Below are 14,866 nucleotides of genomic sequence, written 5' to 3'. Positions count from 1 at the left end.
AACTTGGCCGCCGGGCCGCGCCCGGCGGCGTGCGCATCGCGTTCGCTCAGCCGGCCTCGATCAGTTCGGCACGGCGGGTTCGACGCGACGCGGCGCATAGGTTTCCCAGCCGCTGCATCCGGGGCATTGCCAGTAGAAGAGCCGCGCCCGGAAACCGCAATTCTGGCACGTATACCGTGGCAGATTCTTGGTGCGCTGCTTGATCAGCGCACGCATCATTTCAAGTTCCTTACGGCGCGCTTCGTCGGCCGTCGCAATCTGCGCGTCGAGCAGGTGCAGCATGCCCGACAGGTTCGGCGACTTTTCCATCTGCGTGCGTGCGAGCAGGTGCGCGGCATCCTGGCCGCGCAGTCCGGCGATGTGCTGGTACGCAGTGTCGAGCAGGTCGTTCGACGGGTAGCGGTCGACATAGTCCATCAGCAGCTCGGCGCCTTCGCCGGCCCGGTCGAGCGCGGCATAAGCCTTCATCAGCTTGTCCGCCACGAGCGGCAGGTAGGCCGGATTCTGCGACTCGACGCGCTTCCAGTGGTCGATCGCGGCCGCATGGTCGCCGGCCGCCGCCGCGGCGTCGCCGGACAGGATCGTCGCGCGGACGTTCTGCGGATTCGCGGCCAGCGCGAGCCGCAACTGCTCCGTGGCAGCCGCCGCGTTCTTGCGTTGCAGCGCCTCCTGCGCGAGCTCGCAGTGGAACTGCGCGATTTCGGTGCCGAGCGATCCCGCGCCCATCGACTCGATGCGCTTCGCGGTTTCGATCGACTTGTTCCAGTCCTTCTCGATCTCGTAGATCGTCAGGAGTGCACGCTGCGCGCCGAGCGCACGGTCGCCGTCGACCAGCTTGTGGAAGGCTTCTTCCGCGCGATCGAGCAGGCCGGCCTTCAGGAAATCCTGGCCGAGCTCGTACAGCGCGTGGTCGCGTTCGTTGACGGGCAGGTCGGTGCGGCTCAGCAGGTTCTGGTGCACGCGAATCGCGCGATCCGTTTCGCCGCGACGACGGAACAGGTTGCCGAGCGCGAAGTGCAGCTCGACCGTTTCGGGGTCGAGCTTCGCGACCTCGATGAACGCGTCGATCGCCTTGTCGGGTTGTTCGTTCAGCAGAAAATTCAGGCCGCGGAAATACGAGCGCGGCAGGTTCGCGCTCTCCGACAGGAGACTCTTCAGGTCATAGCGTGACGCCACCCAGCCGAGTGCGAAAGCGACCGGAATCGCGAGCAACCACCAGAAATCCAGATCCATGCGAAATATCGAAGCGGAAACGAAAACCGCGCAGCCTTCGCGCGGCTCAAAAGGTCATTAAATGACCGGCGGCATCGGCGGTTGGTCGATGACGGCCGGAGTTTCGCGCGCCGCGCGCAGATCGCGCTTCAGGCGCCCGTTCTCGACGCGCATGCGGAAGATCGCGGGCACCGCAGACAGCAGGCCGGCGATCAGGCCGACGCCGAAGAACGCGAGACCAATCAGGATCAACGGAGCTTGCCATGCGTAGCCGGCGAGGAAATTCAGCGTCGCGGTTTGCGTATTGGCCAGCGCGAGCACCAGCAACAGCACGAACACCAATACCCGGATCAGCCAGACGATAAATTTCATGAAGCCCTCTCGTTGATTGAGATTTCGCCGCGGCGCACGCGACTCCCCTTCGCCGCGCCGAATCGACCCGTATTGTAAAGGATGCGTTTCCGCGTCAGCGCATCCGATGCATGCACAAACCCGCGCGCATCAGACACGCGCCGCAAAAATGAAAAAAGCGCCCGCAAGGGGCGCTCTTCTTCAGCCTTTGCCGGATGGGTTCCGGGCGGGCCGGGCGACGTTCAGCGATCGTCGTCCGGCTCGTCGGCCTTCAGCGGCTCACCGGCACGGCCGTCGACGCGTTCGCGCAATTCCTTGCCAGGCTTGAAGTGCGGCACGAACTTCTCGGGCACCTGCACTTTTTCCCCCGACTTCGGGTTGCGTCCGACGCGGGCCGGGCGACGGTTGAGACCGAAGCTGCCGAAACCCCGAATTTCGATGCGATGCCCTTTGGACAGAGCATCGGACATCGCATCGAGCATCGTTTTCACCGCGAAATCCGCATCCTTGAGGACAAGTTGCGGAAATCGCGATGCCAGCTGCGCGACCAACTCGGATTTGGTCATACTTCAGCAGACCTCGTAAGGCTTACTGGTTCTGGCCGTCGAGCTTGGCCTTCAGCAGCGCGCCGAGGTTGGTCGTGCCCGTCGCGGCGGAGCTGGTGTCGGCTTGCAGGCCGCGGATCGCTTCCTGCTGCTCGGCCGAATCCTTCGCCTTGATCGACAGGTTGATGCCGCGCGACTTGCGATCGATGTTGATCACCATCGCGTTGACCTTGTCGCCTTCCTTCAGCACGTTGCGTGCATCTTCGACGCGATCCTGCGAGATTTCCGACGCACGCAGGTAGCCTTCGATGTCGCCCGTCAGCGTGATGACCGCGCCCTTCGCGTCGACCGACTTCACAACGCCGTCAACGATCGAGCCCTTGTCGTTCATTGCAACGTAGTTGCTGAACGGGTCGCCTTCGAGCTGCTTGATGCCGAGCGAAATGCGCTCCTTCTCGACGTCGATGCCGAGCACGATTGCTTCGACTTCGTCGCCCTTCTTGTACTTGCGAACCGCTTCTTCGCCAGTTTCGCTCCACGACAGGTCCGACAGGTGGACCAGGCCGTCGATGCCGCCCGGCAGACCGATGAACACGCCGAAGTCGGTGATCGACTTGATCGCGCCCGTGATCTTGTCGCCCTTCTTGAAGTTGCGGCTGAAGTCATCCCACGGATTCGGCTTGCACTGCTTCATGCCGAGGCTGATACGACGACGGTCTTCGTCGATCTCGAGGACCATGACTTCGACTTCGTCGCCCAGCTGGACAACCTTCGACGGAGCGACGTTCTTGTTCGTCCAGTCCATTTCCGACACGTGGACCAGGCCTTCGATGCCCGATTCCACTTCGACGAATGCGCCGTAGTCGGTGATGTTCGTGACCTTGCCGAACAGGCGGGTGCCCGACGGGTAGCGGCGCGAGATGCCTTCCCACGGATCGTCGCCCAGCTGCTTGATGCCCAGCGAGACGCGGTTCTTCTCTTGGTCGAACTTGAGAATCTTCGCGGTGACTTCCTGGCCAACCGACAGGACTTCGCTCGGGTGACGCACGCGGCGCCATGCGATGTCGGTGATGTGCAGCAGGCCGTCGATGCCGCCGAGGTCCACGAACGCGCCGTAGTCGGTGATGTTCTTGACCACGCCGTTGACGATCGCGCCTTCCTTCAGCGTCTCGAGCAGCTTCGCGCGCTCTTCGCCTTGCGTTGCTTCGATCACTGCGCGGCGCGACAGCACGACGTTGTTACGCTTGCGGTCGAGCTTGATGACGCGGAATTCGAGCGTCTTGCCTTCGTACGGGGTCGTATCCTTGACCGGACGGGTGTCGACCAGCGAACCCGGCAGGAACGCGCGGATGCCGTTGACCATCACGGTCATGCCGCCCTTCACCTTGCCGGTGATCGTGCCGGTGACGAGTTCGTTGTTGTCGAGTGCCTTTTCCAGCGACAGCCACGATGCAAGGCGCTTCGCCTTGTCGCGCGACAGGATCGTGTCGCCGTAGCCGTTTTCGAGCGCGTCGATCGCGACGGACACGAAATCGCCCGACTGCACCTCAACCTCGCCCTGATCGTTCAGGAATTCCTCGATCGGAATGTAAGCCTCGGACTTCAGGCCTGCATTGACGACCACGAAGTTGTGGTCGACGCGCACGACTTCGGCGGAGATCACTTCGCCGGCGCGCATGTCTTGGCGGGTCAGCGACTCTTCGAACAGAGCCGCAAAGGATTCGGTATTCGGGTTGGAGGTTTGCAGGTCGGACATAAAAATCTGAATGTGCATGGATCGCTGTGCCACGCCGGCCGGAATGGCAGGCTGAAAGGGCCAGATCGAAGTCCACACGGGGTTAAGGGTTCAAAACACGCTCCGCACTTGCGGCGCGGAGCACCTACTGCTGCCCTGCCTTTTCAGGCGGGCTGGCCGAGCGCCCGGTACCACTGCAGCACCTGATCGACCGCCTGGTCGATCGAAAGCGCCGACGTATCGAGCAGCTTGGCATCTGCCGCGGGCTTCAGCGGCGCGGCCGCGCGATTGCTGTCGCGCGCGTCGCGATCACGAAGATCCCGGAGCAAGTCATCAATATTAGCAGAAAAACCTTTTTGCATCAATTGCTTATGCCGTCTGGCCGCGCGCGCCTCGACGCTGGCCGTCAGGAACACCTTCAGCACGGCGTCCGGGAAGATCACCGTGCCCATGTCGCGGCCGTCCGCGACCAGGCCCGGCGTCTTGCGGAACGCGCGCTGGCGGGCGACGAGCGCGGTGCGCACCGGCGCATGCACGGCAATCGCGGACGCGCGATTGCCGACCGCTTCCGCACGGATGTCGTTCGACACGTCCGCGCCGTCGAGCTGCGCGCAGCCTTCGCGGAACGTGATATGGAGATCGTCGATCAGTTTCACAAGCGCGTCGACGTCTTCGGCCGCGATGTCGTAGCGCATGCTCGCCAGCGCGGCGAGGCGGTACAGCGCGCCGCTGTCGAGCAGGTGAAAACCGAGGTGGGCGGCGACGAGCGCCGCGACGGTGCCCTTGCCGGAAGCGGTCGGGCCGTCGATCGTGATGACCGGGGTCGGGTGAAAGGGTCGGTTGGATTTCATCGGAAATACGGGGTCAGGCCTTCGCGAGCGCGGTGAAGCGGTCGAAATAGTCGGGGAACGTCTTGCCGACGCACTTCGGATCGTTGATGCGCACCGGCACGCCGCCCAGGCTCACGAGCGAGAAGCACATCGCCATCCGGTGATCGTCGTACGTGTCGATCGCCGCGTTCGGCGTCAGCGCCGCCGGCGGCGTGACGACGAGGTAGTCCGGCCCTTCCTCGACGGTCGCGCCGACCTTGCGCAGCTCGGTCGCCATCGCCGCGATGCGATCCGTCTCCTTCACGCGCCAGCTCGCGATGTTGCGCAGCGTGCTCGGGCCGTCGGCGAACAGCGCCGCGACCGCGATCGTCATCGCCGCGTCGGGAATCAGGTTGAAATCCATGTCGATCGCTTCGAGCTTGCCGTGGTCGTGGCCGATGCCGCGCACCTCGATCCAGTCGTCGCCCATCGTCACGTTCGCGCCCATCTGCATCAGCGCGTTGGCAAAACCGACGTCGCCCTGGATGCTCGCGCGCCCCACGCCCTCGACGCGCAGCGGGCCGCCGCCGAGCGCGCCGGCCGCGAGGAAGTACGACGCCGACGACGCGTCGCCCTCGACCATGATCCGTCCCGGCGACTTGTAGCGGACGCCGGCCGGCACGATGAAGCGCTGCCAGCCGTCGCGCTCGACGGTCACGCCGAAGCGCGCCATCAGCTTGATCGTGATCTCGATGTACGGCTTCGAGATCAGCTCGCCGTCGACCTCGACGACGATCCGGCCGTCCGGCGCCTTCACGAGCGGCAGCGTCATCAGCAGCGCGGTCAGGAACTGGCTCGACACGTCGCCGCGCACGAGGATCGGCGCGTCGACCTTGATCGACGCCGGCTTGATGCGCAGCGGCGGGAAGCCTTCGTTCTGCTCGTAGTCGATCTGCGCACCGATCTGCCGCAGGCCGTCGACGAGATCGCCGATCGGCCGCTCGTGCATGCGCGGCACGCCGTGCACGCGATAGTCGCCACCGTTGACCGCGAGCGCCGCCGTGAGCGGCCGCACCGCGGTGCCCGCGTTGCCGAGGAACAGGTCGGCCGTCCGTGCGGTAAACGCGCCGCGCGTGCCGGCGACGACGCAGGTGTCGCCGTCGCGGGTGAGCCGCACGCCGAGCTTGCCGAGCGCGTCGAGCATCACGCGCGTGTCGTCGGAATCGAGCAGGTTGGTGATCGTCGTTTCGCCTTCGGCGAGCGCCGCGAGCAGCAGCACGCGATTCGAGATGCTCTTCGAGCCGGGCAGGCGCACGGTGCCCGATGCGCTGGAGTACGGGCCGAGATCGAGATATTCCATGGGAGCTTCCTGTTATTTCCTGATCGTTTGGGCTGGCTGTCCGGGGGGCGGCTCGCCGGCCGCGTGCTTGCCGCCGCGCTCCTGCCACGCCGAGCGCGCGGCGCGCGAACGCGAGAACACGGTTTCGAGCGCCGCGCCGTCGCCGGCGTCGATCGCGGCCCGCAGCCGTTCGAGCACGCGCGTGTAGCCGTCGAGCTCGTCGAGCAGCGCGGCGCGGTTCGCGACGCAGATGTCGCGCCACATTTCGGGGCTCGATGCGGCGATGCGCGTGAAGTCGCGGAACCCGCCCGCCGCATACGTGAATTTCAGTTCCGCGTCCGCCTCGCCGAGGATCTGCTCGACGAGCGCGAACGACAGCACGTGCGGCAGATGGCTCACCGACGCGAACACGCGATCGTGCTGCGGCGCGCTCATCGTCCGCACGTCGGCGCCGGTCGCGCGCCACATCGCGTCGATCCGCGCGACCGACGCCGCCGGATTCTCCGGCAGCGGGCACAGCACGACGTTGCGGCCGACGTACAGGTCCGGCAGCGCCGCCTCGACGCCGCTCGATTCGCGCCCGGCGATCGGATGCCCCGGCACGAACTGCGCGAGGCGTGCGCCGAGCGCGTCGCGCGCGGCGGCCACCACGTCCGACTTGGTGCTGCCCGCGTCGGTGACGATCGTCGCGTCGTCGAGCCACGGCGCGATGCGCGCGAGCAGCGGGCCCGTCTGCGCGACCGGCGCGGCCAGCAGCACCAGATCGGCGCCGGCGAGCGCGTCGCGCAATTGCGCATCGTCGTCGAGCCGCGCGGCGCGATCGATCACGCCGAGCGACACCGCCCGCTCGACCGACGCCGGCGAGCGACCGACGCCGACGATCTCGCCCGCGCCGCCCGGCGCGCGCTCGCGCAGCGCACGGGCCAGCGATCCGCCGATCAGGCCGACGCCGAAGATGACCAGTTTGTTGAATGCAAAGCCTGACACGACAAGAGCCAAGTTGCGCGTGGCGGCCGATGCCGCGCTACGCGAGTCCAGATTCCGGGCCGACCGGCGGCCGGCGCCATGCGCCGAGCGTCGTCCGCCCCGCCTTCGGCAGCGCCGACCGGCCTGCCTTGCCCACCCCGGCGCGATGCGCGCCGACACCACCGCGACGCGCGCCGCGTCAGCGCGCGCGCGGATACGAACCGAGGACCTTCAGGAACGCGGCCTTCTGGCCGAGCTCCGCGAGCGCGGCCGCGACCGACGCGTCGTCCCGGTGCCCTTCGATGTCGATGTAGAAGTAGTACTCCCACGTGCCGACGCGCGCCGGGCGCGACTCGAAGCGGGTCATCGACACGCCGTGCCGCGCGAGCGGCTCGAGCAGCTTGAACACGGCGCCCGGCTCGTTCTTCACCGACACGATCAGCGAGGTCTGGTCGTAGCCGCTCGGCCCCGCCGGCTGCTTGCCGACGATCACGAAACGGGTGCGGTTGTGCGGATCGTCCTGGATCAGCGAGAACGCGATCTGCAGGCCGTAGTGCGCCGCCGCACGATCGCCGGCGATCGCGGCGACGGTCGGATCGGCCGCAGCGAGGCGCGCCGCCTCGGCATTGCTCGAAACCGCCTGCCGCTCGAGTTGCGGTGCATTTGCCGACAGCCATTGCTGGCACTGGGCCAGCGCCTGCGCATGCGCGCACACGCGCTTCACGCCGTCGAGCGTGCCGTTCTGCGTGAGCAGGTTGTGGTGGATCGGCAGCGCGAGTTCACCGCTGATCAGCAGCTGCGTCTGCAGCAGCAGGTCGAGCGTGCGCGACACCGCGCCCTCGGTCGAATTCTCGACCGGCGCGATGCCGAACGCCGCGGCGCTCGCCTCGACCGAGCGGAACACCTCGTCGATCGACGGGCACGGCAGTCCTTCGATCGACTGGCCGAAATACTCGAACATCGCCTGTTCGCTGTACGTGCCTACCGGCCCGAGGAACGCGACGTGGATCGTCTGCTCGAGCGCGCGGCTTGCGGCCATGATCTCGCGCCAGATCGCGCTGATGTGCTCGCTCGCAAGCGGCCCCGCGCTCATGTCCTGCAGGCGGTTGATCACCTGCAGCTCGCGTTCCGGCCGGAACACCGGCGCGTTGAAGTGCTTCTTGACCTCGCCCACCTCAAGCGCCACCGCGGCGCGCTGGTTCAGGAGCTCGATCAGCTGCGCATCGATCGCATCGATGCGGTCGCGCAGCGGTTTCAGGCGGGAATTCAGTTCGTCGTCCATGCGTTTTGCCGTGCTGTTGACCAGCACCGACGCCGTCAGGCGCGGTGCTGCTCGAAATCCTTCATATACTCGACGAGCGCCTTCACGCCCTCGAGCGGCACCGCGTTGTAGATCGACGCCCGCATGCCGCCGACGGACTTGTGGCCCTTCAGCTGCAGCAGCCCGCGCGCCTTTGCGCCGGCAAGGAAGTCTTCGTTGCGCGTTTCGTCGGCCAGGAAAAAGGGCACGTTCATCCGCGAACGCGCCGCCGGCTCGACCTTGTTCAGATAGAAGCTGCTCGCGTCGATCGTGTCGTAGAGCAGCTTCGCCTTCTCGATGTTGCGGGCCTCGATCGCCTTCAGGCCGCCCTGCCGCTTCAGCCACTGGAACACGAGGCCCGCGATGTAGATCGCGTAGGTCGGCGGCGTGTTGTACAGCGAGTTGTTCGCGGCGACCGTCTTCCATTCGAATGCGGACGGGCAGATCGACAGCGCGCGATCGAGCAGGTCCTCGCGGACGATCACGAGCGTGACGCCCGCCATCCCGATGTTCTTCTGCGCGCCGCCGAACAGCACGCCGTACTTCGCGACGTCCATCGGGCGCGACAGGATGTGCGACGACACGTCCGCGACGAGCGGCACGTCGCCGAGATCGGGAATCTCGAACGTCTCGACGCCGTCGATCGTCTCGTTCGTGCACAGGTGCACGTAGGCCGGATCGTCCGACAGCTGCCATTCTGCGCGGGCCGGCGCGCGCGTGTAGCCGGCCTCGGTCTTGCCCGTCGCGGCGAGATGCGGCGTGCCGTACTTCTTCGCCTCGCTGAACGACTTCTGCGACCACGAACCCGTCACGACGAAATCGGCCGTCTTGCGCGCCCCGAGCAGGTTCATCGGCACGACCGCGTTTTCCGCAATGCCGCCGCCCTGCAGGAACAGGATCCGGTGGCTCGCCGGCACGTCGAGCAGCTCGCGCAGGTCGGCGAGCGCCGTTTCGTGGATCGACATGAATTCCTTGCCGCGATGGCTCATCTCCATCACGCTCATGCCGCTGCCATGCCAGTCGAGCATTTCGTCGGCGGCTTGCCGCAGCACTTCCTCGGGCATCGCCGCGGGGCCGGCGGAGAAATTAAAGACGCGCATCGTGAAAACCTCGGGAGGGACGCGGCCGGCAAAGGAGTCGCGCCAGAAAAGGAATGGCCGCTTGCGCTCACGCGCAAACGGCCATTATCGCACTGTCGTCAGGCTCCCGCCAAACCCGGCCGCGCGGCAGGGGGCGGACTGCGACGGCTTACTTGCCCGGCTTGACTGCCGAGACTTCCTTGTCAGCCTGCGCGCGCGTCGCCTGGATGGCTTGCGGCATGTACTTCTGCATCAGGCCGTTGACCACGTCGCGGCCGACCTGATCCTGCACCTGGATGAACTTGCGGCCCGTCGTGCTCTTGTAGAACGTCGTCAGGTCCTTGATCTCCGACGTGCTGTAGTACTTCGCGTACGCGTCGTACTGAGCCTGCATCGCGTCGTTGCTGAACGCCTGCGTCGAGAACACCTTGCCTGCGCCGTCGACCAGCTTCGGCACCGCGTTCTTCTGCAGCGTCGGGACCGCAGCCTGCTTCTGCTTGTCGTTCAGCGTCTTGTTTTCCGACAGCGCGTCCGACAGGATCGCCGGCACCAGTTGCTTCGCCTGCATTTCAGCGCTGTTGCCGATTGCCGACACGAGCTTCGGCGCGTCGATCGCGTCGAGCAGATCCTTGATCGCAGCCTTCTTGTCGGCGTCGATCGGCGCAGCTGCCGCCGGAGCCGGTGCGGGGTTCGACAGCGATTGCGCCATCGCGAACGTCGGCACCAGTGCAGCCAGCAGGACCAGTCGCTTGAATTGCTTTTGCATCATCACTCCCTTCTTGGAAATATGGATGGGTACTTCGCCGCACGCGGCGCGATTCTTTCGCGTTGCGCGCCTGCATGCGGCCGCTCGAGAGTCACATCCTTGGTCAGGCTTCGCCGTCCGACGCCTCGTCGGCCTCGCCGTCGCCATCTTCGGCTTCCGCGATCTGCTGCAGGCCGGAGAGCTTCGTACCCTCGTCGAGGCTGATGAGTGTAACACCTTGCGTGGCGCGCCCCATTTCGCGAATCTCCGAAACGCGCGTGCGAATCAGGACGCCGGCCGTCGTGATCAGCATGATCTGATCCTCGGCATCGACGAGCGTCGCGGCGACCACCTTGCCGTTGCGCTCGGACGTCTGGATCGCGATCATGCCCTTCGTGCCGCGACCGTGACGCGTGTACTCGGTGATCGGGGTGCGCTTGCCGTAGCCGTTCTCGGTCGCGGTGAGCACCGACTGCTCCTCGCTGCCCGCAACCAGCATCGCGATGACCTGCTGGCCATCCTCGAGCTGCATCCCGCGCACGCCGCGCGCCTCGCGGCCCATCGGACGCACGTCGTTCTCGTCGAAGCGCACCGCCTTGCCGGCGTCCGAGAACAGCATCACGTCGTGCGCGCCGTCGGTGATCGACGCACCGATCAGGAAGTCGCCTTCGTCGAGGCCGACCGCGATGATGCCCTTCTTCATCGGGCGGCTGAACGCCTCGAGCGGCGTCTTCTTCACGGTGCCGAGCGACGTCGCCATGAACACGAACTTGTCGGCCGAGAATTCCTTGACCGGCAGCACGACGTTGATCTTCTCGCCGTCCTGCAGCGGGAACATGTTGACGATCGGGCGGCCGCGCGAGTTGCGCGAGCCCTGCGGCACCTCGTAGACCTTGACCCAGTACACGCGGCCGCGGTTCGAGAAGCACAGCATGTAGTCGTGCGTGTTCGCGATGAAGAGCGTCTCGATCCAGTCGTCTTCCTTCATCTGCGTCGCCTGCTTGCCGCGGCCGCCGCGCTTCTGAGCGCGGTACTCGGACAGCGGCTGCGACTTCACGTAGCCCGAATGGGACATCGTGACGACCATGTCCTGCGGGGTGATCAGGTCTTCGGTGTTCAGCTCGGTCGCGTTCAGCTCGATCTTCGAGCGGCGCGCGTCGCCGAACTCGGCCTTCACCGCGGTCAGCTCATCGCCGATCATCACCGTGATCCGCTCGGGGCGGGCCAGGATATCCAGCAGGTCTGCGATCTGCGCCATCACTTCGCGGTATTCGCCGATGATCTTGTCCTGCTCGAGGCCGGTCAGGCGCTGCAGGCGCATCTGCAGGATTTCCTGGGCCTGCGTGTCGGACAGCCTGTACAGGCCGTCGCCCTGCATGCCGAACGCCGGGTTCAGCCCTTCCGGGCGATACGCGTCGCGGCCGCCTGCCGTGGCGTTCTCGGTCTCGGCGCGGGTGAGCATCTCGCGCACCAGCGACGAATCCCACGCCTTGGCCATCAGCTCCTGCTTCGCGATCGGCGGCGTCGGCGCGGCCTTGATGATCGCGATGAACTCGTCGATGTTCGCGAGCGCCACCGCGAGGCCTTCGAGCACGTGGCCGCGTTCGCGCGCCTTGCGCAGCTCGTAGACCGTCCGGCGCGTGAGCACTTCGCGGCGGTGCGCGAGGAAGCACTGAAGGATTTCCTTCAGGTTGAGCAGCTTCGGCTGGCCGTCGACCAGCGCGACCATGTTCATGCCGAACGTGTCCTGCAGCTGGGTCGCCTTGTACAGGTTGTTCAGCACCACTTCCGGCACTTCACCGCGCTTGAGCTCGATCACGACGCGCATGCCGCTCTTGTCGGACTCGTCGCGGATGTCGGAGATGCCCTCGAGCTTCTTCTCGTTGACGAGCTCGGCGATGCGCTCGAGCAGCGAGCGCTTGTTGACCTGGTACGGCAGCTCGTCGACGATGATCGCCATCCGCTGTCCGCGGTCGATCTCCTCGAAGTGCGTGGCCGCGCGCATCACGACGCGCCCGCGCCCGGTGCGATAGCCGTCGCGCACGCCGGCGACGCCGTAGATGATGCCCGCCGTCGGGAAGTCCGGCGCCGGGATGATCTCGATCAGCTCGTCGATCGTCGCTTCGGGGTTGTGCAGCAGGTGCTGGCACGCGTCGACGACTTCGTTCAGGTTGTGCGGCGGGATGTTGGTCGCCATGCCGACCGCGATGCCCGACGAGCCGTTGATCAGCAGGTTCGGGATCCGCGCCGGCAGGATCAGCGGCTGCATCTCGCTGCCGTCGTAGTTCGGGCCGAAATCGACGGTTTCCTTGTCGATGTCGGACAGCAGCTCGTGACCGATCTTCGCCATGCGAATTTCGGTGTAACGCATCGCGGCGGCATTGTCGCCGTCGATCGAGCCGAAGTTGCCTTGCCCGTCGACCAGCATGTAGCGCAGCGAGAAATCCTGCGCCATCCGCACGATCGTCTCGTAGACCGCGCTGTCGCCGTGAGGGTGGTACTTACCGATCACGTCGCCGACGATACGCGCCGACTTCTTGTAGGCCCGGTTCCAGTCGTTGTTCAGTTCGTGCATCGCGAACAGGACGCGCCGGTGCACGGGCTTCAGGCCATCGCGGACATCCGGAAGGGCACGTCCGACGATCACGCTCATCGCGTAATCGAGATACGAACGGCGCATTTCCTCCTCGAGGGAGGTGGGCAGGGTCTCTTTGGCGAATTGATCCATGTATCCGTATCTTTTCGGAGCGAAGACGGGAACGCCTTTCGCATGAGCGCTGCATGCGCAACGCAACGCGAGATTCTAACATGCGCCCTTCTTCCGCCAATTCGCTACCCCCTCTATATAAGAAAGGCAAAAGCCGGCGCGGCCACCCGCACGCCTGTTCGCGCCCCGAAAGCACCCCGCCCGATCGCTTCACATGCACATGCGGACATTCCTGCGCCCGCGCGCAAATTTGCACCCTCACACTTGACAATCTCTAAAAGTTACGGCAGGGCGGTGTTGCGCATGCGCCACAAACGAAGAGGCGATGTTGGGGTGGGGAGGATTTTTTTTCGTGGGAAGGGAACGATATGGCAAAATGCCAACGCACTGAAAGTTAGACGCTGCTCGAAGTCTACACAGAGCGGCGCCGCGTTTTTTGTGCCGCACCAATGTTATACTTCGAGCAATGTATGACTTGTCACCGTCAACAGGCTCGCAGTAAACCTGCGGTAATCTCAATTTCGAGAGGAGAAATATGAATAAACTTTCAAAGCTCGCGTTCATTGCAGCTACCGCAGTTATGGCTGCATCCGCATCGGCACAATCGGTGCCGGCGTCGCGACAAGCCGTGAATGACAACTGGGTGAACGGTACCGGCGAATACGTCTGGATGAACGGCACGAACGAGCTTTGCTGGCGCGATGCATTCTGGACGCCGGCCACCGCCAACGCGAAGTGCGATGGCGCACTGGTCGCCCAGGCAGCCGCACCGACTCCGGTCGCACCGGCAGCAGCTCCGGCAATCTCGAGCCAGAAGATCACGTATCAAGCAGACGCACTGTTCGACTTCGACAAGGCAACGCTGAAGCCGCTGGGCAAGCAAAAGCTGGACGACCTGGCTGGCAAGATCCAGGGCATGAACACGGAAGTGGTCGTCGCAACGGGCTACACCGACCGCATCGGTTCGGACAAGTACAACGACCGTCTGTCGCTGCGCCGTGCGCAAGCCGTGAAGTCGTACCTGGTCAGCAAGGGTATCCCGGCCAACAAGATCTACACGGAAGGCAAGGGCAAGCGCAACCCGGTCACGACCGGCTGCAACCAGAAGAACCGCAAGCAGCTGATCGCCTGCCTCGCACCGGACCGCCGCGTGGAAGTCGAAGTGGTCGGTACGCAAGAAGTGCAGAAGACGACCGTTCCGGCACAGTAAGCCGCGGTCCTCGACTGCCTCAAAGCCCCGCCTCGGCGGGGCTTTTTCATTGACGCCTGCCCGGGCGCTCGCTGGCCTCGCCGTCCGCCCGCTTATATACTCGGGGCTTGATGCCGCGATGCATCGCCCTCCTCCCGTAGCCCGTTTGCCGACATGACCAACGCCGATCCGCACGAACTCCAGAAATTCAGCGACCTCGCCCATCGGTGGTGGGATCCGAATGCCGAATTCAAGCCGCTGCACGACCTGAACCCGGTCCGGCTCGGCTGGATCGACGCGCACGCCCATCTGGCCGGCAAGCGCGTGCTCGACATCGGTTGCGGCGGCGGCATCCTGTCCGAATCGATGGCGGGGCTCGGCGCGCAGGTGAAAGGCATCGACCTGTCCACCGAAGCGCTTGGCGTCGCCGACCTGCACAGCCTCGAGAGCGGCGTGACGGTCGACTACGAGGCGATCGCGGCCGAAGCGATCGCGGAGCGCGAGCCCGGCAGCTACGACGTGGTCACGTGCATGGAGATGCTCGAGCACGTGCCGTCGCCGGCCAATGTCGTCGCGGCCTGCGCGACGCTCGTCAAGCCGGGCGGCTGGGTGTTCTTCTCGACGCTGAACCGCAACCTGAAGTCCTACCTGTTCGCGGTGATCGGCGCCGAGTACATCGCACAAATGCTGCCGAAGGGCACGCACGACTACGCACGCTTCATCCGTCCGTCGGAACTGGCCGGCTTCGTGCGCGCCACCGATCTGCACGTCGCGGAGATCAAGGGCATCACGTACCATCCGCTCGGCAAGCGCTTCGCGCTGTCGAACGACACCGACATCAATTACCTCGTCGCATGCCGTCGCGGCGCGTGACAACGATTCGACCGGC

Annotated in this window: 13 protein-coding genes; 2 read left to right on the top strand and 11 right to left on the bottom strand. The window is 65.3% G+C overall.

What is annotated here, in order from left to right; genetic code table 11:
• Positions 1-60 precede the first annotated feature (60 nt).
• The 11 genes from lapB to gyrA form a co-directional block, all read right to left on the bottom strand.
• Positions 61-1,233: a lipopolysaccharide assembly protein LapB gene (gene lapB, locus ACFIMZ_RS05660; RefSeq protein WP_431821773.1), complete on the bottom strand. Its 1,173-nt coding sequence runs from the start codon at positions 1,231-1,233 to the stop codon at positions 61-63.
• Between the two features lie 57 nt (positions 1,234-1,290).
• A complete protein-coding gene (locus ACFIMZ_RS05655; RefSeq protein ID WP_010091746.1) occupies positions 1,291-1,584 on the bottom strand; it encodes a LapA family protein in 294 nt (97 codons plus the stop codon).
• Between the two features lie 221 nt (positions 1,585-1,805).
• Positions 1,806-2,129, bottom strand: coding sequence for an integration host factor subunit beta (locus ACFIMZ_RS05650; RefSeq protein ID WP_010091745.1), 324 nt, complete (start codon positions 2,127-2,129; stop codon positions 1,806-1,808).
• A 22-nt stretch (positions 2,130-2,151) separates the two neighbouring features.
• Entirely contained in the window at positions 2,152-3,864 is a 1,713-nt protein-coding gene (gene rpsA / locus ACFIMZ_RS05645) for a 30S ribosomal protein S1 (RefSeq protein ID WP_205799121.1), read from the bottom strand.
• Between the two features lie 143 nt (positions 3,865-4,007).
• The gene (gene cmk / locus ACFIMZ_RS05640) at positions 4,008-4,694 is read right to left on the bottom strand and encodes a (d)CMP kinase (RefSeq protein ID WP_431821772.1); all 687 of its coding nucleotides are present in this window, start codon (positions 4,692-4,694) and stop codon (positions 4,008-4,010) included.
• Positions 4,695-4,707: 13 nt separating this feature from the next.
• Positions 4,708-6,012 (bottom strand): 3-phosphoshikimate 1-carboxyvinyltransferase, encoded by a 1,305-nt coding sequence (gene aroA, locus ACFIMZ_RS05635; protein ID WP_431821771.1) that lies wholly within the window; start codon positions 6,010-6,012, stop codon positions 4,708-4,710.
• Positions 6,013-6,024: 12 nt separating this feature from the next.
• On the bottom strand, positions 6,025-6,978 hold the full coding sequence (locus ACFIMZ_RS05630; protein ID WP_431821770.1) for a prephenate dehydrogenase: 954 nt from the start codon (positions 6,976-6,978) through the stop codon (positions 6,025-6,027).
• A gap of 178 nt (positions 6,979-7,156) precedes the next feature.
• Positions 7,157-8,239: a prephenate dehydratase gene (pheA, locus tag ACFIMZ_RS05625; RefSeq protein WP_431821769.1), complete on the bottom strand. Its 1,083-nt coding sequence runs from the start codon at positions 8,237-8,239 to the stop codon at positions 7,157-7,159.
• Between the two features lie 35 nt (positions 8,240-8,274).
• Positions 8,275-9,357 carry a 3-phosphoserine/phosphohydroxythreonine transaminase gene (gene serC, locus ACFIMZ_RS05620; protein WP_431821768.1) on the bottom strand — a complete coding sequence of 361 codons (1,083 nt, stop codon included), beginning with the start codon at positions 9,355-9,357 and terminating at the stop codon, positions 8,275-8,277.
• Between the two features lie 148 nt (positions 9,358-9,505).
• Positions 9,506-10,102: a DUF2059 domain-containing protein gene (locus ACFIMZ_RS05615; RefSeq protein WP_431822428.1), complete on the bottom strand. Its 597-nt coding sequence runs from the start codon at positions 10,100-10,102 to the stop codon at positions 9,506-9,508.
• A gap of 103 nt (positions 10,103-10,205) precedes the next feature.
• Entirely contained in the window at positions 10,206-12,809 is a 2,604-nt protein-coding gene (gene gyrA / locus ACFIMZ_RS05610) for a DNA gyrase subunit A (RefSeq protein ID WP_431821767.1), read from the bottom strand.
• Positions 12,810-13,323: 514 nt separating this feature from the next.
• On the opposite strand from gyrA, the gene ompA reads away from it, so the two are divergent.
• The gene (ompA, locus tag ACFIMZ_RS05605; RefSeq protein WP_174964627.1) at positions 13,324-13,998 is read left to right on the top strand and encodes an outer membrane protein OmpA; all 675 of its coding nucleotides are present in this window, start codon (positions 13,324-13,326) and stop codon (positions 13,996-13,998) included.
• Between the two features lie 153 nt (positions 13,999-14,151).
• Positions 14,152-14,850, top strand: coding sequence for a bifunctional 2-polyprenyl-6-hydroxyphenol methylase/3-demethylubiquinol 3-O-methyltransferase UbiG (gene ubiG, locus ACFIMZ_RS05600; protein ID WP_431821766.1), 699 nt, complete (start codon positions 14,152-14,154; stop codon positions 14,848-14,850).
• The last annotated feature ends 16 nt before the right edge of the window (positions 14,851-14,866 follow it).

Source organism: Burkholderia sp. F1 (genome assembly GCF_050813845.1).
Classification (GTDB): Bacteria; Pseudomonadota; Gammaproteobacteria; order Burkholderiales; family Burkholderiaceae; genus Burkholderia; species Burkholderia ubonensis.
This window is presented reverse-complemented; position numbering and strand designations above follow the sequence as displayed.